This is a genomic window from Ruegeria sp. HKCCD6428 (genome assembly GCF_013110595.1).
Taxonomy (GTDB): domain Bacteria; phylum Pseudomonadota; class Alphaproteobacteria; order Rhodobacterales; family Rhodobacteraceae; genus Ruegeria.
Window position 1 is genome coordinate 18307 of the sequence record NZ_WVQX01000007.1, and the last position, 19645, is coordinate 37951.

At 59.5% G+C, this 19645-nt stretch carries 20 protein-coding genes; 5 read left to right on the forward strand and 15 right to left on the reverse strand.

Going from position 1 to position 19645, the window contains the following annotated elements:
• Window positions 1–51: 51 nt before the first annotated feature.
• From GS620_RS15310 to rplO, 14 genes are all read right to left on the reverse strand, one after another.
• Complete coding sequence (locus GS620_RS15310) at window positions 52–1068, reverse strand: amino acid ABC transporter substrate-binding protein (protein WP_152456916.1); 1017 nt, start codon at window positions 1066–1068, stop codon at window positions 52–54.
• A gap of 205 nt (window positions 1069–1273) precedes the next feature.
• Window positions 1274–1981: an ATP12 family chaperone protein gene (locus tag GS620_RS15315; protein WP_171616742.1), complete on the reverse strand. Its 708-nt coding sequence runs from the start codon at window positions 1979–1981 to the stop codon at window positions 1274–1276.
• A gap of 3 nt (window positions 1982–1984) precedes the next feature.
• The gene (locus GS620_RS15320; RefSeq protein ID WP_171616743.1) at window positions 1985–2656 is read right to left on the reverse strand and encodes an HAD-IA family hydrolase; all 672 of its coding nucleotides are present in this window, start codon (window positions 2654–2656) and stop codon (window positions 1985–1987) included.
• Window positions 2653–3696: an RluA family pseudouridine synthase gene (locus GS620_RS15325; protein WP_171229727.1), complete on the reverse strand. Its 1044-nt coding sequence runs from the start codon at window positions 3694–3696 to the stop codon at window positions 2653–2655. Before GS620_RS15325 ends, GS620_RS15320 begins: the two co-directional genes overlap by 4 nt.
• 120 nt (window positions 3697–3816) lie before the next feature.
• On the reverse strand, window positions 3817–4623 hold the full coding sequence (locus GS620_RS15330) for a crotonase/enoyl-CoA hydratase family protein (RefSeq protein ID WP_171119639.1): 807 nt from the start codon (window positions 4621–4623) through the stop codon (window positions 3817–3819).
• A gap of 98 nt (window positions 4624–4721) precedes the next feature.
• Complete coding sequence (locus tag GS620_RS15335) at window positions 4722–6032, reverse strand: AAA family ATPase (RefSeq protein WP_171616744.1); 1311 nt, start codon at window positions 6030–6032, stop codon at window positions 4722–4724.
• Between the two features lie 3 nt (window positions 6033–6035).
• A complete protein-coding gene (locus GS620_RS15340) occupies window positions 6036–7421 on the reverse strand; it encodes a trypsin-like peptidase domain-containing protein (RefSeq protein WP_171616745.1) in 1386 nt (461 codons plus the stop codon).
• A 160-nt stretch (window positions 7422–7581) separates the two neighbouring features.
• Window positions 7582–8004, reverse strand: coding sequence for a 50S ribosomal protein L17 (gene rplQ, locus GS620_RS15345; RefSeq protein ID WP_152456909.1), 423 nt, complete (start codon window positions 8002–8004; stop codon window positions 7582–7584).
• Between the two features lie 130 nt (window positions 8005–8134).
• Complete coding sequence (locus GS620_RS15350) at window positions 8135–9151, reverse strand: DNA-directed RNA polymerase subunit alpha (RefSeq protein ID WP_117870179.1); 1017 nt, start codon at window positions 9149–9151, stop codon at window positions 8135–8137.
• A 114-nt stretch (window positions 9152–9265) separates the two neighbouring features.
• Window positions 9266–9655 (reverse strand): 30S ribosomal protein S11, encoded by a 390-nt coding sequence (gene rpsK, locus GS620_RS15355; protein ID WP_008757289.1) that lies wholly within the window; start codon window positions 9653–9655, stop codon window positions 9266–9268.
• 15 nt (window positions 9656–9670) lie between these two features.
• Entirely contained in the window at window positions 9671–10039 is a 369-nt protein-coding gene (gene rpsM / locus GS620_RS15360; protein WP_008757392.1) for a 30S ribosomal protein S13, read from the reverse strand.
• A gap of 200 nt (window positions 10040–10239) precedes the next feature.
• The gene (locus tag GS620_RS15365; protein ID WP_171616746.1) at window positions 10240–10884 is read right to left on the reverse strand and encodes an adenylate kinase; all 645 of its coding nucleotides are present in this window, start codon (window positions 10882–10884) and stop codon (window positions 10240–10242) included.
• The gene (gene secY / locus GS620_RS15370; protein ID WP_152456907.1) at window positions 10881–12245 is read right to left on the reverse strand and encodes a preprotein translocase subunit SecY; all 1365 of its coding nucleotides are present in this window, start codon (window positions 12243–12245) and stop codon (window positions 10881–10883) included. Before secY ends, GS620_RS15365 begins: the two co-directional genes overlap by 4 nt.
• A 109-nt stretch (window positions 12246–12354) precedes the next feature.
• Window positions 12355–12828, reverse strand: a complete 474-nt coding sequence (gene rplO, locus GS620_RS15375) for a 50S ribosomal protein L15 (protein WP_152456906.1) — start codon at window positions 12826–12828, stop codon at window positions 12355–12357.
• A 309-nt stretch (window positions 12829–13137) separates the two neighbouring features.
• Between rplO and GS620_RS15380 the strand changes: the two genes are divergently transcribed.
• From GS620_RS15380 to GS620_RS15390, 3 genes are all read left to right on the forward strand, one after another.
• Window positions 13138–14172 (forward strand): fatty acid desaturase, encoded by a 1035-nt coding sequence (locus tag GS620_RS15380; RefSeq protein ID WP_171616747.1) that lies wholly within the window; start codon window positions 13138–13140, stop codon window positions 14170–14172.
• Window positions 14173–14786: 614 nt separating this feature from the next.
• Window positions 14787–14993: a cold-shock protein gene (locus tag GS620_RS15385; RefSeq protein ID WP_152456904.1), complete on the forward strand. Its 207-nt coding sequence runs from the start codon at window positions 14787–14789 to the stop codon at window positions 14991–14993.
• 163 nt (window positions 14994–15156) lie between these two features.
• A complete protein-coding gene (locus GS620_RS15390) occupies window positions 15157–15711 on the forward strand; it encodes a L,D-transpeptidase (RefSeq protein ID WP_171119644.1) in 555 nt (184 codons plus the stop codon).
• Window positions 15712–15729: 18 nt separating this feature from the next.
• Here the strand turns inward: GS620_RS15390 and GS620_RS15395 are convergent, their stop codons facing one another.
• Entirely contained in the window at window positions 15730–16356 is a 627-nt protein-coding gene (locus GS620_RS15395; protein WP_171206145.1) for an arylesterase, read from the reverse strand.
• A gap of 66 nt (window positions 16357–16422) precedes the next feature.
• On the opposite strand from GS620_RS15395, the gene GS620_RS15400 reads away from it, so the two are divergent.
• Together GS620_RS15400 and GS620_RS15405 are read left to right on the forward strand one after the other, a co-directional pair.
• On the forward strand, window positions 16423–17118 hold the full coding sequence (locus tag GS620_RS15400) for an ABC transporter ATP-binding protein (RefSeq protein WP_171233064.1): 696 nt from the start codon (window positions 16423–16425) through the stop codon (window positions 17116–17118).
• A complete protein-coding gene (locus tag GS620_RS15405; RefSeq protein WP_171616748.1) occupies window positions 17115–19643 on the forward strand; it encodes an ABC transporter permease in 2529 nt (842 codons plus the stop codon). The genes GS620_RS15400 and GS620_RS15405 overlap by 4 nt, the downstream gene beginning before the upstream one ends.
• Window positions 19644–19645: the final 2 nt, after the last annotated feature.

The window sequence follows — 19645 nt, forward strand, 5'->3', positions numbered from 1 at the left end:
TTTATTGTAGAAGAGGGCGCAGGTTGCCCCGCGCCCTCTTCCATTGATGCCTTAACGGAACGGCGGCGAGTACAGCAGGCCGCCTTCGGTCCACTGTGCGTTCAGGCCGCGCGCCAGGCCGATCGGTGTTTCTTCACCGATGTTCTTGGCGAAGATTTCACCATAGTTGCCGCCAGCTTTGATCGCTTTGGCCGCCCAGTCGGCGTCCAGACCCAGCATTTCACCCAGAGTGCCTTCTGTACCCAGCAGGCGGTTGATTTCCGGGTTGTCGGTGCCAGCGCTCAGTTCGTCGATATTTGCCGAGGTCACGCCCAGCTCTTCAGCCGAAATCAGTGCGTTCAGGGTCCAGCGGACAACGTCGCCCCACTCGTGGTCGCCATGACGGACCAGCGGGCCCAGCGGCTCTTTCGAGATGATTTCGGGCAGCAGGATGTGCTCGTCCGGCGCTTCGAAGGTGGCGCGGGTTGCGGCGAGGCCCGATGCATCAGTGGTGTAAACGTCACATGCACCAGCCAGGTACTGCTGCTGCGCTTCGGCGTTGGTTTCGATCGGAACCGGCTCGTAGCTGATGTTGTTGGCACGGAAGAAATCGGCTAGGTTCAGCTCGGTGGTGGTGCCGGTCTGGATGCAGACACGGGCGCCGTCCAGTTCCTTGGCCGAGCTGACGCCCAGCGCCTTGGGAACCATGAAGCCCTGACCGTCATAATAGTTCACACCGGTGAATTCGAACTTCAGGTCGACGTCGCGGCTGAAGGTCCAGGTGGTGTTTCTTGCCAGCATGTCGATCTCGCCCGAGGCCAGAGCGGTAAAACGTGTCTTACCAGTGGTCGGAACGAATTCAACGGCGTTGGCGTCACCCAGAACGGCAGCAGCAACGGCGCGGCACAGCGATACGTCAAAGCCTTGCCATTCGCCATTTGCGTCGGGCGCAGCAAAACCAACCAGACCGGTGGTCACACCACAATTCAGCTTGCCGCGTGCTTTAACGTCGTCAACGGTCCCTGCCATGGCTGCGCCAGCAGCAAGACCGGCAATCGTTGCCGCGCCCAAGATTACGGATTTTTTCATTTTTACCTCTTCCTGATTTTCCGCCTCGTCCGAGACGGCTCTGCCCGGCAAGTGGATGCCGGATAGGTTACCCCAAAGGTGTCTCCCCTTTAGTGGCACTGAGTTTGGGCGTATTCATAAACAAACGTCAAGGGCCGGATCATCGAAATCGATGGATCAGGCCCCAAGCTGTTTACAGATTTGCTCAAAAAACCGGAATTTAGGATCAAACCGATAATTCAAAGAAGCGTTTGGCATGCATAAAGGCTGCTTTCTTGGCCTCGGCAACCTGATGGGCTTCTTCGTCATGGCCCCATTGTTCAATTTGCCAGGTTTCATCCAATCTTGAAATGCGCCATATTTCGTCCGGATTGCGCCAATTCATGGCGGCCGCAAAGCCAAGAATCAATGACCCCGACAAGCTGACAAGATCGTGAAAAGCGGCCAGTTGGAACGCATCCAGCCCGTGCACCCGAGAACGCAATGTCGCCAGGGCGGATTCCGGCTGCGGTTGATGCAGGACGCCCGCAACCGGAACCAGACGGGCAGACAGCGCGGTCTCGGCCCAATCCAGGGCGGGGTCCCATTCGGCGCTCTGACGATCCTGCAACTCCTGCGGGTGGGTTGCGCGATAACACAATAAATCGGAATCGCCGTAATCGGCCAGCATGTCGGCCACTTCCCCGTGCTGGATGCGGACTTTGTCAATCGCTGCATTTGCAGAACGGGTGAACGGCATCATGGCAGGATCAACTTCTTTTTCCTGCGCGTCCCATTCCCCTGCCACCGCTTCGGCCATGGGGCGGGTTGGCAAGATCAGGTCTGCTTTGGCGGGTGTTTTGACCCTGCGGCCATCCAGTTCGACGGTGAAGCCGCCATCAACCGCGGCAACGGTGCTGTCCTTCCAGAAGCGTTTCGGTTTCCAGTCACTCATCTTTCAATTCCACATCCCAGCCAGCGCATTGGGCAACTGGTCAAAGGTTTCGATAATGCAAGAAGCTGCGGTCAGAGCCGATCGGTCATGATAGCCCCAGATGACGCCGATGCCGCGAACACCGGCGGCCGCGGCCATATCCATGTCAAAGCTCGTGTCGCCGATCATCACTGCGCAGGCCGGATCGACCCCGGTTTCCGCCAATGCGGTCTGCACCATGGACGGATGCGGCTTTGACGGGTGGTGATCCGCGACCTGCCGGGTCACGAAATACGGTTCCAGCCCGTGGGCTTCGATCAATGCGTCCAACCCGCGCTGCGACTTGCCGGTTGCCACGCCAAGAAGCACTTCGGGCACGGCATGCAACGCTTCAATCGCCTCGCGCGCACCGGGGTACAGCGGCGAACTTGCCGCGCCCAATTCAAGACGATGGGCGTGATAGGCCTCTTTATACCCGTCGACCAGATCGTTCTGTACCGAAAGAGGCTGTTCCGGCGCCAACCGGGCGATGGCATGCGGCAGCGACAAGCCGACGATGGACAGGATCGCCTTTCGCGTCGGAACCGGCACGGAGGCGGCCTGAAAGCTGGCGGTCATGCAATGAACGATACTGCCCTGACTGTCGACCAGAGTACCGTCGACGTCGAACAGGACCAGCCGCAAGGGTGCGCTCATTGCAGCGCCTCAAACGGGTCGTCGGCCGCCAGATCCTCGCTCCATCCGAACGTGTCCCAGCTGTGCTTCATATGCTCGGGCAAGGGCGCCGTCACGGTCACTGGTTTCCGCGTCACCGGATGCAGGAAGGACAGTCGCCGTGCGTGCAGATGCAGCTTTTTGCTGATGATCCCACCCAGTTGCGCGCCCCATCCGTCGCCAAGGTTTTCCTGACCCGAACCGCCGTATTTTCCGTCGCCGATAATCGGATGTCCGATTGCGGCCATATGCGCCCTCAATTGGTGCGTACGTCCAGTGATCGGCTCCATCGCGACCCAGGCGGCGCGGCCGGCAACTCGATAGAGTGTTGCGTAATGCGTATGCGCGCGTTTCGCGCCCGGAGTGCTGTCAATTTCGTTCATATGCACGGGGATCATCTTTTCACCCTCGCCGTGCTTGCCATGACCGGGCGCCTTGACAAGGCCGGTCTTGATCTCACCCAGGTACGGCGTTGGAACTCCGGCAACCAGCGCCCAGTAGATCTTGCGCGTATCACGGTGACGGAAAGCGGCCGTCAAACCCTTGGCGGCCTCACGCGTGCGTGCCAGCAGCAGAACACCTGACGTGTCCTTGTCCAATCTATGAACCAGCCGAGGGTTCTCGTCATAGCCGAACCGCAGCGCTTCGGACAGGCTGTCAACATGCCTTGTCTGCCCGCTGCCGCCCTGCACCGGCAGACCATGCGGCTTGTTCAGCGCCAGAATGTGATCGTCGCGGTAGATCACGCAAGATTGGATCATCTTGGCATCCGCATCCGAGATGTGATGCTTGACCTCAGCCGGTTTGTGATCAGCGTCCGGCAAAGGCGGCACGCGAACCACCTGCCCTGCCTCCAGCCGCGTCGAGGCCTTGGCGCGGCTTCCGTCAACACGCAATTCTCCCTTGCGGCACATCTTTTCAATGCGCCCCTGGCTGACATGCGGAAACAGGCGGCGCAGCCAGCGATCCACGCGCTGGTCCCCATCCCCTTCAGCGACTGTAATCATCTGCACGCCACTCATGCCATTACCCCTTGTTCCGCGCGGGTGATCCGCCCAGATTGCGTATTTATCCGTGTCCCAGAAATCATGGGCGTCTGTCGCGCGCAACGCGGCAAGAGTCAAGGTATCTGGCTCTGGATCTCAGATGTTCGAGAAGTCGCCGTGCCGCCCTGCTCCGTCCCGAAAACGGGTCGCACCAGCGGTTCCTTCGCGGCGAATGGCATCCAACCCGTTGGCCCATTCAACCTTCAGCGCGTCACGAACCGGCATTCCACGGGTTTCGATGATCGACCGGCGGTCTGCCCGAACGGCCTCTTGCGGGAAACGGGCGATATCATGTGCCATGTCTTCAGCCGCCTTTCGTGCTGTGCCATGCGGAACGACCTTTTCCGCCAGCCCAATCCTGTAACACTCCTCCGCCTCGACCTTGCGCCCGGTCAGAGCAATCTCCAACGCCTTGCCCTGCCCCACCAGACGCGGCAACCTGACCGAACCACCATCCATCAGGGTAATCCCCCAGCGGCGGCAAAACACACCCAAGTAAGACGTTTCCGCCATGACCCGGATATCGCACCACAAGGCAAGCTCCATTCCTCCGGCCACTGCCGCGCCCTCTATCGCGCCGATGACAGGTTTCGAAAGCTCCAGCCGCGACGGCCCCATGGGCCCCAGCGTTGACGGGGCCGAACCGATGGGAAAACCATGTTTGTCGAAATACGCCTCGCGCCGTTCGGGATCGGCCAGCGATGCGGCAAGTTTCAGATCCCACCCTGCACAGAAATTGCCACCTTTACCCCAGAATACCGCAGCCTTGGCCGAACTGGCCTCGAAACTCAGAAATGCCTCAACCAGAGCCTCGGCATGTTTCGTATCAACGGCGTTCCGCGCATCCGGCCTGTCGTGAATGACGGTCCAGACATCTTCGGATTTTTCGATTGAAACCGGCATATCAAGTCCTCCCCTGCAAGCGTTGACCCAAGGGAAGCGTCCAACTTCAATCCTGTCGCCTGTGACGCCGCGGAACCTTTACGACTGACCCTGCGTAACTAGCTGTTCCGCTGTGTCCGCAGCTTGGCAAAGTAATCGAGGCGTTTCTTTAGCTCACGCTCGAAACCGCGCTCGACCGGCTGATACAACACCGGGCGTTTCATCGTCTCGGGGAAGTAGTTCTGACCGGAAAACCCGTCCTCGGCATCATGGTCATAGGCATAGCCCGCGCCGTAACCCTGATCCTTCATCAAAGAAGTCGGCGCGTTCAGGATATGCTTTGGCGGTGGCTCGCTGCCGGATTGCTTGGCCAGCCGCATTGCCGCCTTGTAACCGACATAGGCGCCGTTGGATTTTGGCGCCAGGGCAAGATAGACCAGCGCCTGAGCAAGCGCCAACTCGCCCTCGGGTGAACCCAGACGTTCGTAGGTTTCCCACGATTGCAAACAAATGGCCTGCGCCTGCGGATCGGCCAGGCCTATGTCCTCGACCGCCATGCGTGTGATCCTGCGCGCAAGATACCGCGGATCTTCGCCCCCGGTCAGCATGCGCGCGAACCAATACAGGGCCGCATCGGGGTCAGATCCGCGCACCGATTTGTGCAGGGCCGAGATCAGGTTGTAATGCTCATCACCGGATTTGTCGTATTTTGCAGCCCGCCGCATCAAACGCGTTGACAGCGCGTCGGGGGCCAGCGGCGCGTCCACCTTCCACGCCGAAACCTGTTCGATCAGGTTCAGCAAAGCCCGACCGTCGCCATCGGCCATCTCTTGCAACGCATCGCGGGCGGCAGGCGTCAATGGCAACGCGTGGCCCAACTCTTTCTCAGCCCGCTGGGTCAAACGCTCCAGATCGGCAAGGCTCAGCCGTTCCAGCACCAGCACTTGCGACCGGCTGAGCACAGCGGCATTCAGTTCGAATGACGGGTTCTCGGTGGTTGCGCCGACCAACAGGATTGTCCCGTCTTCCATATGGGGCAGAAACCCATCTTGCTGAGCCTTGTTGAAGCGGTGAATCTCGTCCACGAACAACAAGGTGCCCTGCCCGTTCTGGCGGCGTATCTTCGCGGCCTCGAAGACTTTCTTCAGATCCGGCACACCGGTAAAGATCGCACTGATCTGAACGAAGTGCAGATCGGTTTCCTGTGCCAACAGCCGTGCAATCGTGGTCTTTCCAACTCCGGGAGGGCCCCAGAAGATCAGGCTGGACAGACTGCCTGCCGCCAGCATGACACCCAGAGGGGCCTCGGGGCCCAGCACCTGCTCCTGCCCGATCACCTCGGCCAGGGATCGAGGCCGCAACCGGTCAGCCAGAGGCCGGTGAGGAGAAGCGGCAGGTTCTGCCGCCCCGGTATCGAACAGATCACTCACAGGTCACAACCGGAACCGCAAAGAGACGGACCGCCCCCCGCGCACCAGACCTATCTGCACGTAACGGCCCGGATCGGTCAGCGCGGTCTCAACGTCCCGAGGGCGATGGATCTCATCGGCATTGATGCTTTCAAGAATATCACCGGTTCGCAAACCCGCCCTTCCGCCATACGGGCCGGGATCCACCACGACGACACCGGTCAGCGACAGCGACAATCCCATCCTGGTGATCACCGCGGGATTGACCCGGGACACCACCAACCCCGGAAGAACGGTTCTGTCATTCAACGTCGTTTCTTCGGCGGCCGGAACATCGGGGGCTTTGATAAGCGCCACCTCGACATCTTCACTTTGGTCGCCGCGCAGACGGGTCAGAACCGAGGTTCCGCCCACTCCGGCGACCGACATCCGAAACTTCATCTCGGCGGGTGAATTGACCTCGTCCCCGTCCACATGGGTTACCACGTCTCCCACTCTGAACCCTGCGTCGCGCAAAGGGCTGAGCTCATGCAGATCAGAGATCACAACGCCCAACGGGATGGCCAGGCCAAGGGATTCCGCGATATCCGCGCTCATGTGTTGACCCGACATTCCCGCCCACGGGCTGACGAAGGTTTCGTTTCCCTGCTGCGCCTGCTTGAGGAATTGCGCCACCAGATTGGCGGGGATGGCAAAGCCTATTCCGTTTGACCCACCCGATCGGGTCAGAATCGAGGTATTGATCCCGATCAGCTGGCCATTCACATCGATCAGCGCCCCACCGGAGTTGCCCGGGTTGATTGCCGCATCCGTCTGGATGAAATATCCGCGGCCATTTCCGGTTGCCGTGCCCGTGCGCGCCAGCCCCGAGATGATGCCGGACGATACCGTCTGCCCCACCCCGAACGGGTTTCCGATGGCCAGCGCCAGCTCTCCAACCTCGACCTGGTCGGAATCGCGAAGGGTCAGGTAGGGCAGGTCTTCGGCCTCTTTCAAACGCAGGATCGCAATATCGCTTTCCTCATGGCCCAGCACAACCTCGGCCGAAAACTCGCGCCGATCGGTGGTCACGACCCGGATCTCGGTCGCGGATCCGACCACGTGATAGTTGGAAACAACATACCCATCGTCAGACAGGATAACCCCGGAACCCAACGAGTTTTGAACCCGCTGACGTGGTTCGCCAAACCCCCGGCCAAAGAAATCCTGAAAGAACGGGTCCGAGAAAAACGGGCTTGCCCGGCCCTGCCGGACGATCTTGGCATAGATGTTCACAACCGCCGGCGATGCCTGTTTCACGACCGGGGCAAATCCCAACGAAATCTCGGCCTGTGACTGCGGAACTTTCGTTTCGGCCATTCCTTGCGTCGCGCAGGTCAAGGCAACAAGGGTCAGCATTACGCGGATCATGGTGGCTCCGTTTTTTGCGATTGGCCCAGATATGCTGACACAAAATCTGAATTGCAAGTCGGCGGTCGGGTATGCCCCGCAACATGTCGGACATGCCATAACGAAAAAACCTCCGCCCGGTTTCCCGAACGGAGGTTCGACCGTGACCTTGGGTCAGATCTTATTCTTCGTCTGCTGCCTCTTCGGCGGCAACGCGGGCTTTGTCAGCCGCACCTTTGGCGTCCAGATCACGATCAACGAATTCGATGATCGCCATCGGGGCCATATCGCCATAGCGGAAGCCAGCTTTCAGAATGCGGACATAACCGCCCTGACGCTCGGCGTAGCGGGGGCCCAGAACTTCGAACAGCTTGGCGACGTCTTTGTCTTCCTTCAGCTGTGCTGCGGCCTGACGGCGGGCGTGCAGGTCGCCGCGCTTGCCCAGAGTGATCAGTTTTTCAACGATCGGGCGCAGTTCTTTTGCCTTGGGCAGAGTCGTTTTGATTTGCTCATGTTCGATGAGCGAGCCAGCCATGTTCGCAAACAGCGCCTTGCGGTGCTCATGAGTACGGTTCAGGCGGCGGTAACCACGTGCGTGACGCATTTTCTAGTTCCTTCTTTCGCGTTTTGCTTTGTCTGGCCGGCGATGCGTGTCACCGGCTCTCCTTGGGGCGGGAATGCCCATATGGTCCCCGGATATTCCCACTTCGGGCCGGGCATTGGGGAAGACGCGCTTAGAACGCGTCTTCGAATTTCTTGGCCAGATCTTCGATGTTGTCCGGCGGCCAATCCTCGACATCCATGCCCAGGTGCAGGCCCATGCCGGACAGCACTTCCTTGATCTCGTTCAGCGACTTGCGGCCGAAGTTCGGGGTGCGCAGCATCTCGGCTTCGGTCTTCTGGATCAGATCACCGATATAGACGATGTTGTCGTTCTTCAGGCAGTTTGCCGAACGGACCGACAGTTCCAGCTCGTCCACCTTCTTCAGCAGCAGCGGGTTGAACTCCAGACCATCGTCTTCGTCCTGGCGGCTTGCCGATTCCGGCTCGTCGAAGTTGACGAAGATCGACAGCTGATCCTGAAGGATACGAGCGGCAAAGGCCAGCGCGTCTTCCGGCGTGATCGAACCGTCGGTTTCGATTTTCAGAGTCAGTTTGTCATAGTCCAGAACCTGACCTTCACGGGTCGGCTGAACGTCATAGGCGACCTTTTTGACCGGCGAATAGATCGCATCAATCGGAATCAGGCCGATGGGTGCGTCTTCGGGCTTGTTCTTCTCGGCCGAGACATAGCCCTTGCCGGTGTTGACGGTCAGCTCCATGAAGAGGTCAGCGCCATCGTCGAGGTGGCAGATGACGTGATCGCGGTTCAGAACCTCGATGCCGGCGCTTTCGCTGATGTCACCCGCAGTGACGACCGCGGGGCCCTTGGCATTGATCGACAGGCGCTTGGGGCCTTCGACTTCCATGCGCAGGGCAACCTGCTTGAGGTTCAGGATGATGTCGGTGACGTCTTCACGAACGCCTGCCACGCTCGAAAACTCGTGCAGGACGTTGTCGATCTGGACGCTGGTGATGGCCGCCCCTTGCAGCGAGCTCATCAGGACGCGGCGCAGGGCGTTGCCCAAGGTCAGACCAAAGCCACGCTCCAGCGGTTCGGCAACCAGGGTGGCCTGACGTGCAGGATCATTGCCCGGCTTGGCTTCCAGCTGGGTCGGCTTGATCAATTCTGCCCAATTCTTGTGGATCATGTAATCCCTCCATTCCTGTCCGCGCCCCATGACCAACAAGGTGCAGACGCCCGAGGTTCAAAATGACGTGCTGGGGCCGTGCAGAAACACAGCCCCAGCTAAATTCAAAATCGCTTAGACGCGACGACGCTTCGGCGGGCGGCAGCCGTTGTGAGCAATCGGTGTCACGTCGCGGATCGACGTGATGTTGAAGCCCACGGCAGCCAGCGCGCGTAGTGCCGATTCACGGCCCGAACCGGGGCCCTGAACTTCGACTTCCAGCGTCTTGACGCCATGTTCCTGCGCCTTCTTGCCTGCGTCTTCCGCAGCCATCTGAGCGGCGTAGGGGGTCGATTTCCGCGACCCCTTGAAGCCCATGGTACCGGCAGACGACCACGAGATGGCGTTGCCCTGTACGTCCGAGATCAGGATCTTGGTGTTGTTGAAGGTCGAATTCACATGGGCAACGCCCGATGCGATGTTCTTACGCTCTTTGCGCTTAACGCGAGTCTTGTCACGTGCCATCGGTCAGACCCTCCCTTATTTCTTCTTACCAGCGATGGCCTTTGCGGGGCCTTTGCGGGTACGAGCGTTGGTGTGGGTACGCTGACCGCGAACCGGCAGGTTGCGGCGGTGACGCAGACCGCGATAGCAGCCCAGGTCCATCAAGCGCTTGACGTTCATCTGAACTTCACGACGCAGGTCACCTTCAACGGTGAAATTTGCATCGATGTGCTCGCGGATGGCCAGAACTTCGGCGTCGGACAGTTCGTTGACGCGACGGTGCGCTTCAATGCCCACGGCTTCGCAGATTGCTTTGGCCGAGGTGTTTCCGATACCGGTGATATATGTGAGGGCGATAGGTACCCGCTTTGCAGTCGGGATGTTTACGCCGGCAATACGTGCCACGTGTCACTTTCCTTTTCGTTGCGGTTCCGTAACTCCAGAACCTTTTTTCACAACGCTTTACCGTGGCAGTGTGGCCAGAGGGTTCAGCATTATTCGAGGTGGTCGGGGCGGTTGGGACGAATCCCGCACGCGGTCTTGATTCCCTTTAGGGATGGGGGTCGATATGGGCTTTTGGCGGTGCCGTCAAGCCCATATTGAAATCAGTCGAGAATGGCCTCGATCGACGCCGTGACTTCTTTGATGTCCGCCAGCCCGTTCACGGGGCGCAGATCGCCCTTGGCGTAGTAATAGCCAATCAGCGGCGAGGTCTTCTTGTAGTATTCCATCAACCGCGTGCGCAGACTGTCTTCGTTATCGTCGGCGCGACGAACGAAGTCATTTTCCTTGCCGCAATTGGTACATTTGCCGTCAACTGGGATCGGCTTGGTCTTGTCGTTATAGACCTCACCGCATCCGCCGCAGGTTGACCGTGCGGTAATCCGTTCCACCAGAGCATCGTCATCCACGCGCATCTCGATCACGGTATGCAGGGACTGGCCCAGCTTGGTCAGCAGAGCCGACAGCGCGTCGGCCTGCGCCAAAGTGCGGGGGAAGCCGTCAAAGATAAAACCGGCGCCCTTTTCGGTGGTCAGTTTCTCTTCAATCAGGCCGATCACGATCTCATCGGTGACCAGCTTGCCCGCGTCCATGATCGCAGCAACCTTCTGGCCCATTTCGGTTCCGCTGGTCTTGGCCTCGCGCAGCATATCGCCGGTGCTGAGCTGCACCATCCCGCGGGTCTCTACCAGGTGACGCGCCTGCGTTCCCTTGCCTGCCCCCGGGGGGCCCAGAAGAATGATGTTCATCGACGAGCAGCTCCCTTTCTGCCGCGTTTCTTGCCTTTGCCGCGCAGCTGGGACTTTTCGATAAGCCCTTCATATTGATGCGCCAGCAGGTGGCTCTGGACTTGCTGGATCGTGTCCATAGTCACAGAGACGATAATCAGAACCGAGGTGCCACCGAAATAGAACGGAATAGCAAACTGACCCCGCAGAATTTCGGGCAGCAGACAGACCGCGGCCAGATAGGCCGAACCCAGAACCAGCACGCGGTTGACCACGTATTCCAGATACTCGGCGGTTTTCTTGCCGGGCCGGATGCCGGGCACAAAACCGTTCTGCTTTTTCAGGTTGTCCGCCACATCGTCCGGCTTGAACGACACGTTGAACGTATAAAAATAGGCGAAGAACACGATCATCGAGGCAAAGAACAGAAGGTAAAGCGGCTGTCCGGGGCCGAAATTGGCCAGCAGCCACGACATGACCGGCCCGTTGGCAGCACCGGACGAGAAGGTCGAGATCGTGACAGGCAGCAGCAGCAGCGAGCTGGCGAAGATCGCCGGAATAACACCCGCAGGGTTGACCTTGACCGGCAAGTGGCTTGAGCCGCCTTCGTAGACTTTCATACCGGCCTGGCGGCGCGGATACTGAATGTGGATCTTGCGCAGGGCGCGCTCCATGAACACCACAAAGGTGATGACCGCGATGACCATGACGATCACGCCAACGATCACGGCGGGGCTGATTGCACCGCTGCGGCCGCTTGCAAAGAACTGCGCCAGAGCTGCCGGAACTTCGGCAATGATGCCGACGAAGATGATCAAAGAGATACCGTTGCCGATCCCGCGTGCAGTGATCTGTTCACCCAGCCACATCAGAAACATTGTGCCGCCAACCAGCGTGATCATGGTCGACATGCGGAAATAGAGCCCCGGATCAGTCGCCAGATCGCCCGATTCCAGCGAAACGGCCAGACCATAAGCCTGAACGGTGGCCAGAGCCACGGTGCCGAACCGGGTATACTGGTTGATCTTCTTGCGCCCCTGCTCGCCCTCTTTCTTGAGCTGTTCGAGCGCGGGAACCATGGATGTCAGAAGCTGAACGATGATCGAGGCCGAAATGTAAGGCATGATGCCGAGGGCAAAGATACCCATCCGCCCCAGCGCCCCGCCGGTAAACATCGAAATCATGCCGCCGATGCCCTGCCCCGCCTGTTCCATGAATTCGCGCAAAGCTGCTCCGTCAATCCCCGGCACCGGAATAAAGGTGCCCAGACGATAGACAATCAGCAAACCCAGCGTGAACAGGATGCGGTTGCGCAGATCGGTGGCCTTGCCCAAAGCAGCCCAGCTTGTGTTGGCTGCCATTTGTTCTGCTGCTGATACCATAAATCGGTCTCTCTTATGCAAACGCCGCCCGGAACCGTTTTCCGGCTCGGACGGCGTCTTGGAAAACTCTGAGGTCTATGTAAGCGGGTCTTTGCCCGCTCACAAGCGATTACTCTGCCGCAGCAGCTTTTGTGACCTTCAGTGAACCGCCCGCTTTCTCGACTGCCTCGACGGCAGATTTCGAAGCACCGGTCACTTCCAGGTTCACCTTGGCGCTGATTTCGCCTTTGGCCAGAACGCGGATACCGTCCAGCTTGCGGCGCACCAGACCGGACGCAACCAGAGCGTCTTCGGTGATCGCAGCCGAAGCGTCCAGCTTGCCGGCGTCGACGAATTTCTGGATCAGACCCAGATTGATAACGGCGAATTCCTTGCGGTTCGGCTTGTTGAAGCCGCGCTTGGGCAGACGCTGGTACAATGGCATCTGGCCGCCTTCGTAGCCATTGATGGCCACACCCGAACGGGATTTCTGGCCTTTGATACCACGGCCACCCATTTTACCTTTGCCGGAACCCGGACCACGGCCAACGCGGGTGCGTTTCGGGCTGGCGCCTGGATTGTCGCGCAGTTCGTTCAGTTTCATGTCGCTTCTCCTAAGCCGGATATGACCCCGAAGCGTGATGGGCCAAACACGGCATTTCTTGGTTTTGATTCTCGTGGCGGAAAGCCACCGCAGGCGTATAGGCCCGATAACCGCACTTGACAAGCCTGTAGATTGCCCTGCGCCCCGGGATGCCGGCATGAGGTCTTGAGCCCAGTGTTACGCAAAGGGCACCTCTGCCGGCCTTTGACCGAAAAGTGACCGTAAAATGCAGCGCCTCTAAGAAAAACCGCTTGCTATGTCGGGGTGGTCGTCTATCCGGTGGCCTACAAACACTAGACTGGCAGGCGTATGACTGAACCCTCTCTCTCGCTCCGCGACAAGCCGGAGACCACCGCCGCACGTGACTGGGTAACAACGCTTGCCAAATATCGCGAACCGGACCAAATGCGCAGCGCTTTTGAGCTGGGCGTAAGCATTATCCCCTTTTTCGGACTGTGGGCATTGTCCTGGATGTCACTTTCAGTCAGCTATTGGCTGGCTTTTGTGATTTCCGCCCTCAATGCGGCCTTTCTGTTGCGCTTGTTTGCCATCCAGCATGATTGCGGGCACGGCGCGTTCTTCAAAAACCGGGCCGTCAGCGACTGGATCGGGCGCGGCATCGGAGTTCTGACACTGACACCATATGATGTCTGGCGGCGCACGCATTCTACGCATCACAACAGTTCCGGCAACCTGGACAAGCGCGGGATGGGCGATGTCCACACCCTGACCGTGGCTGAATACCGCGCCAAAGCACCACTGAACAGGTTCTGGTACCGCGTGTACCGGAACCCGATTACTCTGTTCGTGCTTGGCCCTGGCTATCTGTTTTTGTTTCAAAACCGCCTTCCGCTGGGTCTGACAGACAGCGTCAGGTTCTGGGTCAGCGCGATGGCGACCAATCTTGCGATTCTGGTTGCCCTCGTGGCCATCTACTATTTTGGCGGGCTGATGCCGATGTTGCTGATCTTTCTGCCGTCGACTCTGATTGCCGCAACGGCCGGAGTTTGGCTGTTTTATGTACAACACCAGTTCGAGAACACGCATTGGGACGCGGATGCAGACTGGCAACTGCATGAAGCGGCGCTGCACGGAAGTTCGCACTATATCCTGCCCTCAGTGTTGCAATGGTTCAGCGCCAATATCGGCATCCACCATGTACACCACCTCTACAGCCGCATTCCGTTCTACCGCCTGACCGAGGTGCTGCGCGATCATGAAGAACTGGCAAACAGCAACCGGATGACCATCCGGGAAAGCCTCGCCAATGCGCGGCTTCACCTGTGGGACGAGAAGAACCGTCGCCTGTTGTCCTTCGCCGAGGCCCGCGCACTTTATGGGTAACGGGCATGCCCGGCGCTTTCGTTTCTGGAATCGAAGCGCATGCCTTGCGTCAACGGCAGGCGTGTGGCGCGGGATAGCCTCTATCCATCACGACGACTTTCTCGGGCGCGATTTTGACAAAGAATGCGCGCGTCACAAACCGGTATTCAACCGGTGCAAACGCAGGCGCGACTAAGGTGCCTTCATCCGGATCTTGGCTGGCTTGATCGCCCGCGCCTGGACGGGAAAGCGATCGCGATTGACGCAAGCCGCATCGCGACCTGCATTGCAGTGAAAAAGGCGGTGACCATCTGGTGACATGAACACCACTCTGCACGACATCAGTGATAACTAGGATTGACCGTTCAACCTGTTCGTCGATGCTGGGCAAGGCTGCAGCACCGTGAAAGAAAACTAGCCTCCCCGGGCCTGTGGACACGGCGGAAATCCCTCATGCCTTTGCAGAAATCAAACAAAATCCCTTGTCACACCCCCGCCCCGATGCCATATGCAAAGTGCTTACGTTTTTCTATTCGACCTACTGTCTCCTTCATCGGCAGTCAGTCTATCGATACAGACCGACGACGCCAGGCTGCCGCAACTCCGTGGGCAGCACTCAAACAGGAGACACGGATATGCCAGCAGGCACCGTAAAATGGTTCAATACCACCAAAGGCTTCGGCTTCATCGCACCGGAAGAAGGCGGCAAAGATGTATTCGTACACATCTCGGCTGTCGAACGTTCGGGCCTGACCGGTCTGGCCGACAACCAGAAAGTCACGTACGAGCTGCGCGCCGGTCGTGACGGCCGCGAAAGCGCCGACAGCATCCAGCTGGCCTGAGCTTGATTTCGGGTGAGGGGATTCCCCTCGCCCCTTTCCCGCCACCACCTCGGGTGGCAGGCAGGACACATCACGTCCACGTGATGCCTGCCCTAGAATTGACCAAATATCGTATCATGATGAAATTGGTTTCAGTTTCATTGGTCATTCGACGAGGGTTTCGATGTTTACACGCCGTATTTTTCTGGCCGGAACAGCAGCAAGCATGTTGCCGGGCATCGCCAGCGCCAAAAAAGCGGTCGAGTATGATCCGACACCGCAATTCGTGCGCATCAAGAAACAGTTCGTACCTGGTCAGCTGCTGGTCGCGCCCCGGTCGTTCTACCTTTACTACGTCACGGAACCTCGCAAAGCGATCCGCTATGGATGCGGCGTCGGAAAAGCGGGGTTGGAGTTTACCGGCACGGCCACCATCGATGTGAAAAAGGAATGGCCGACCTGGCGCCCGACCGATGAGATGATCGAACGTGATCCCGTCGCTTACGCCAAATTCAAGGACAATGACTATGTCCAACCCGGCGGCGGAGATAACCCGCTGGGCGCGCGCGCGCTGTATCTGTTCCAGAACGGTGTCGATACCTATTTCCGCATCCACGGCACGACGCAGCCGCAGACCATTGGCCGGGCGGTGTCCAACGGGTGCATACGAATGCTGAACGAGCATGTGATCGATTTGTACAACCGGGTCCCGATCGGAACCGTTGTCACGGTCGTCTAGGTGCCCATGGATGGGCGCCTATTCCGCTCGACCCGCCTGATCAACCAGCTTCAGAACGGACGGCCCCAGTGATTCAACGATCTTTGCCACCCCATCCGCGTTTGGATGTATTCCGTCCGGCTGCATGAACTGCGATACCGCACCGGGGTCGCCCTCGGCCGCAAGACCTTCAAAGAAACTGGCGGCGAAGAGGACGTCGAACTCATTTGCCAGGTCTGGGTACATTCCGTCGAAAGCTTGCTTGTAATCGGCCCCGTAGTTGCCCGGCGCCTGCATACCGATCAGCAGAACCGGTACATTCGTGCCCCGCGCCACGTCCAGGATCCTGCGCAGATTGGCCTTTGATACGGCAGGGTCGATCCCCCGCAGCAGGTCGTTGCCGCCAAGGGCAACGATCATGCCATCCACATCCGGTGTCAGGGTCCAGTCCACACGTGCGGCCCCACCCGCCGTCGTGTCACCCGAAACGCCTGCGTTGATGACGCGGACATCCGCGCCCTGCGTCTGCAACCAGCGTTCAAGCTGTGGAACAAACCCGCTTTCCTCCACCAGCCCATAGCCCTGAGTCAGCGAGTCCCCTAAAGCCGCAATCACCACTTGTTCGGCTGTGGCCGCAAAACCGCACCACGTGAAAAGGCCTGCCATCAAAGCCTTGCGCAACGTGGTGATCGCTCCATATCCCAAAAGACCGCTCCTTTTTCGGGTAGACCCATGACGACTGCTGTTCTCGCCCTCCAAGATGCCGCTTTGTCCCTGGATGGCAATGCCGGGCGGGTCGATATCCTGCATGACATTACTTTGACTGTGAACAAAGGCGAGACGCTGGGGCTTATCGGGCCTTCTGGCTCGGGCAAGTCTTCGCTGCTGATGTTGATGGCGGGGTTGGAACAGGCGACGCACGGTCAAATCATGGCGCTGGGTCAAGACCTTACCGACATGGATGAGGACGCTCTGGCCCGGTTTCGACGCGACAGTATGGGGGTGGTGTTTCAGAACTTCCATCTGATCCCGACAATGACCGCGCTTGAAAACGTGGCAACCCCACTGGAACTGGCAGGGCACAAGGATGCGTTCGACCGGGCCGAGCAAGAGCTGGACGCCGTTGGCCTGTCGCACCGTCGCGATCATTACCCGGCGCAACTGTCGGGCGGAGAACAACAACGTGTTGCCTTGGCGCGAGCATCTGCACCACGTCCCCAAATCCTGTTGGCTGATGAACCGACCGGGAACCTGGACGAAACCAACGGGGCCGCAATTGTTGATTTACTGTTTGGTCTGCGCCGGAAATATGATGCAACCCTAGTTCTGGTGACACACAGCCATTCATTGGCCGAAAGATGTGATCGGGTCGTTCGGTTGCGTGACGGCAGGATCGCCGAAGAGACCCGGCAGGAGGCCGCGGAATGAGCCTGCGGATGGCCGGGCGGCTCGCCCGCCGCGAGCTACGCGGAGGCCTGAGCGGTTTTCGGATCTTTCTGGCCTGTTTGGCGTTGGGGGTCGCAGCCATTGCGGCCGTCGGGTCGGTGCGGCAGGCCATACAGGCTGGGCTTGCGCAAGAAGGGGCCTCGCTGCTGGGGGGCGATGCCGAACTTGAATTCACCTATCGTTTTGCCGATGAGGCAGAGCGCGCCTGGATGCAACAGACATCCGTCCAGATGTCCGAGGTTGTCGATTTCCGCTCGATGGCCGTTGTGCCCGGCGCGACAGGTCCGGAACGAGCGCTGACTCAAGTCAAGTCGGTCGACAACGTGTACCCACTTGTCGGCTCGGTACGGCTGGAACCCGAGATCCCGCTGGAAGACGCCCTGAACGGTAGCTCCGGCTTGCCCGGGGCGGTGATGGAACCTGTGCTGATGGACCGGCTCGGGGTGTCCGTCGGTGATCGGTTTTCACTTGGGACGCAAGAGTTCATCCTGACGGCTGCCTTGCTGGACGAGCCCGACAGCGCGGCGGATGGGTTTGGCCTTGGGCCGCGCACTCTGGTGCGAACCAAGGCGTTGCAGGCGTCCGGTCTGCTGGAACCCGGAACACTGTTTTCAACAAAGTACAGGATGATCCTGCCCCGGAACGCAGATCTTTCGGATGTATCCGCAAGGGCTGACGCGGCATTCGAAGGCACTGGAATGCGCTGGACGGATGCACGCAACGGTGCCCCCGGGATATCCGAGTTCGTCAATCGCCTGAGTGCATTTCTTGTCCTTGTCGGGCTGTCCGGGCTTGCCGTCGGAGGCATCGGCGTTTCTGCCGCCGTGCGTGCTTATCTGGGGCAGAAGACGGAAACGGTTGCGACTCTGCGCACCTTGGGGGCCGATCGCGCCACCATTTTTCAAACCTACATGATTCAAATTGGCGTTCTGTCCGTCTTCGGGATCGCGATCGGCCTGACGCTGGGTGGATTGGCGCCGCTTGTTCTGGCCCCGCTGCTGGAAAGCCAATTGCCGGTTCCAGCAGTGTTTTCGCTGTATGCACAGCCGCTGATCGAGGCGGCAATATACGGTCTGCTCACAGCGTTCCTGTTCACCCTTTGGCCATTGGCCCGCACCGAAGATGTGCGCGCCGCGACGTTGTTTCGCGACGCGCTGAGCTCGGCCCGCCCCTTTCCACGTCTGATTTACGTCGTGGCAACCGGTGCCGGGCTGTTGTTGCTGATCGCCCTGGCATCATGGTTCAGCGGCTCGACGCGGCTTACTGTCTGGACCGGCGGCGGGCTTGTCGGTGCACTGGCGCTGTTGGCCCTCGCCGCTTATGCCATTCGCAAACTGGCCCGGGCTGGGACTTCGTTGGCCCGCGGGCGACCCACAGTCAGATGGGCGTTGTCGGCCATCTCGGACCCACGCGAAGGTGCAGGATCTGTGGTTCTGTCACTGGGGCTGGGCCTGTCGGTGCTGGCTGCGGTCGGGCAGATCGACGGGACCCTGCGCAACGCCATTTCGGGCAACTTGCCGGATGTTGCGCCGTCGTACTTCTTTGTGGACATCCAGAAAGATCAAATGCCCGGCTTCACCGAACGCCTGCAAAACGACCCCGCGGTCAGCCGCATTGAAAGCGCGCCGATGTTGCGCGGGATCATCACGCAGATCAACGGCCAGCCCGCTCAGGACGTGGCCGGAGATCACTGGGTGCTGGAAGGGGATCGCGGCGTGACCTATTCGGTTCAACCGCCGCCGAACGCACGCCTGACCGCAGGGGAATGGTGGGCCGAAGATTACGCAGGTGCACCCCAGGTCAGCTTTGCCGCAGAAGAAGCCGAAGAGATGGGCCTGAACCTGGGCGACCAACTGACCGTCAATATCCTGGGGCGTGACATCACGGCAGAGCTGACGTCCCTGCGCGAGGTGGATTTCTCTACCGCGGGAATGGGCTTTGTCATGTCGATGAACCCCTCTGCGCTGGCCGGTGCGCCGCACAGCTTTATCGCGACGGTCTATGCCGAAGAACAGGCCGAGGCGGCCATCCTGCGGGATCTTGCAGGCCAGTTCCCCAATATCACGGCCATCCGGGTGCGCGACGCCATTGATCGTGTCTCGGGCCTGCTGGCGGGCATCGCCGCAGCAACCTCGTACGGTGCAGGAGTATCGCTGCTGACCGGATTTCTGGTTCTGATCGGCGCTGCGGCGGCAGGCGAACCTGCCCGCAGATACGAAGCAGCGATCCTCAGGACATTGGGTGCAGATCGTGGCCGTATCCTGCGCAGCTTTGGCCTGCGATCCGTTCTGCTTGGGACCGCTGCGGGTTGCGTCGCGCTGTTCGTTGGCATTCTGGGCGGCTGGGCCGTTGCCACCTACATCTTCGACACAGAGTTCACGGTCATCTGGTCATCGGCCTTCGGCATCGTACTGGCCGGGATAGGCGTCACGTTATGTGCTGGGCTGGCATTTGCCCTGCGTCCACTTTCGGTGCGTCCGGCGCGCATATTGCGAGCGAGCGATTGAAA

What these genes read in the sequence shown, in the direction of transcription:
- GS620_RS15310 (WP_152456916.1), bottom strand. Translation starts at nt 1,068, where the DNA reads ATGAAAAAATCCGTAATCTTGGGCGCGGCAACGATTGCCGGTCTTGCT.
- GS620_RS15315 (WP_171616742.1), bottom strand. Translation starts at nt 1,981, where the DNA reads ATGAGTGACTGGAAACCGAAACGCTTCTGGAAGGACAGCACCGTTGCC.
- GS620_RS15320 (WP_171616743.1), bottom strand. Translation starts at nt 2,656, where the DNA reads ATGAGCGCACCCTTGCGGCTGGTCCTGTTCGACGTCGACGGTACTCTG.
- GS620_RS15325 (WP_171229727.1), bottom strand. Translation starts at nt 3,696, where the DNA reads ATGAGTGGCGTGCAGATGATTACAGTCGCTGAAGGGGATGGGGACCAG.
- GS620_RS15330 (WP_171119639.1), bottom strand. Translation starts at nt 4,623, where the DNA reads ATGCCGGTTTCAATCGAAAAATCCGAAGATGTCTGGACCGTCATTCAC.
- GS620_RS15340 (WP_171616745.1), bottom strand. Translation starts at nt 7,421, where the DNA reads ATGATCCGCGTAATGCTGACCCTTGTTGCCTTGACCTGCGCGACGCAA.
- rplQ (WP_152456909.1), bottom strand. Translation starts at nt 8,004, where the DNA reads ATGCGTCACGCACGTGGTTACCGCCGCCTGAACCGTACTCATGAGCAC.
- GS620_RS15350 (WP_117870179.1), bottom strand. Translation starts at nt 9,151, where the DNA reads ATGATCCACAAGAATTGGGCAGAATTGATCAAGCCGACCCAGCTGGAA.
- rpsK (WP_008757289.1), bottom strand. Translation starts at nt 9,655, where the DNA reads ATGGCACGTGACAAGACTCGCGTTAAGCGCAAAGAGCGTAAGAACATC.
- GS620_RS15365 (WP_171616746.1), bottom strand. Translation starts at nt 10,884, where the DNA reads ATGAACATCATTCTTCTGGGCCCCCCGGGGGCAGGCAAGGGAACGCAG.
- secY (WP_152456907.1), bottom strand. Translation starts at nt 12,245, where the DNA reads ATGGTATCAGCAGCAGAACAAATGGCAGCCAACACAAGCTGGGCTGCT.
- rplO (WP_152456906.1), bottom strand. Translation starts at nt 12,828, where the DNA reads ATGAAACTGAACGAACTGCGCGACAATCCAGGCGCCAGCCCGAAACGC.
- GS620_RS15380 (WP_171616747.1), top strand. Translation starts at nt 13,138, where the DNA reads ATGACTGAACCCTCTCTCTCGCTCCGCGACAAGCCGGAGACCACCGCC.
- GS620_RS15385 (WP_152456904.1), top strand. Translation starts at nt 14,787, where the DNA reads ATGCCAGCAGGCACCGTAAAATGGTTCAATACCACCAAAGGCTTCGGC.
- GS620_RS15390 (WP_171119644.1), top strand. Translation starts at nt 15,157, where the DNA reads ATGTTTACACGCCGTATTTTTCTGGCCGGAACAGCAGCAAGCATGTTG.
- GS620_RS15395 (WP_171206145.1), bottom strand. Translation starts at nt 16,356, where the DNA reads ATGGCAGGCCTTTTCACGTGGTGCGGTTTTGCGGCCACAGCCGAACAA.
- GS620_RS15400 (WP_171233064.1), top strand. Translation starts at nt 16,423, where the DNA reads ATGACGACTGCTGTTCTCGCCCTCCAAGATGCCGCTTTGTCCCTGGAT.
- GS620_RS15405 (WP_171616748.1), top strand. Translation starts at nt 17,115, where the DNA reads ATGAGCCTGCGGATGGCCGGGCGGCTCGCCCGCCGCGAGCTACGCGGA.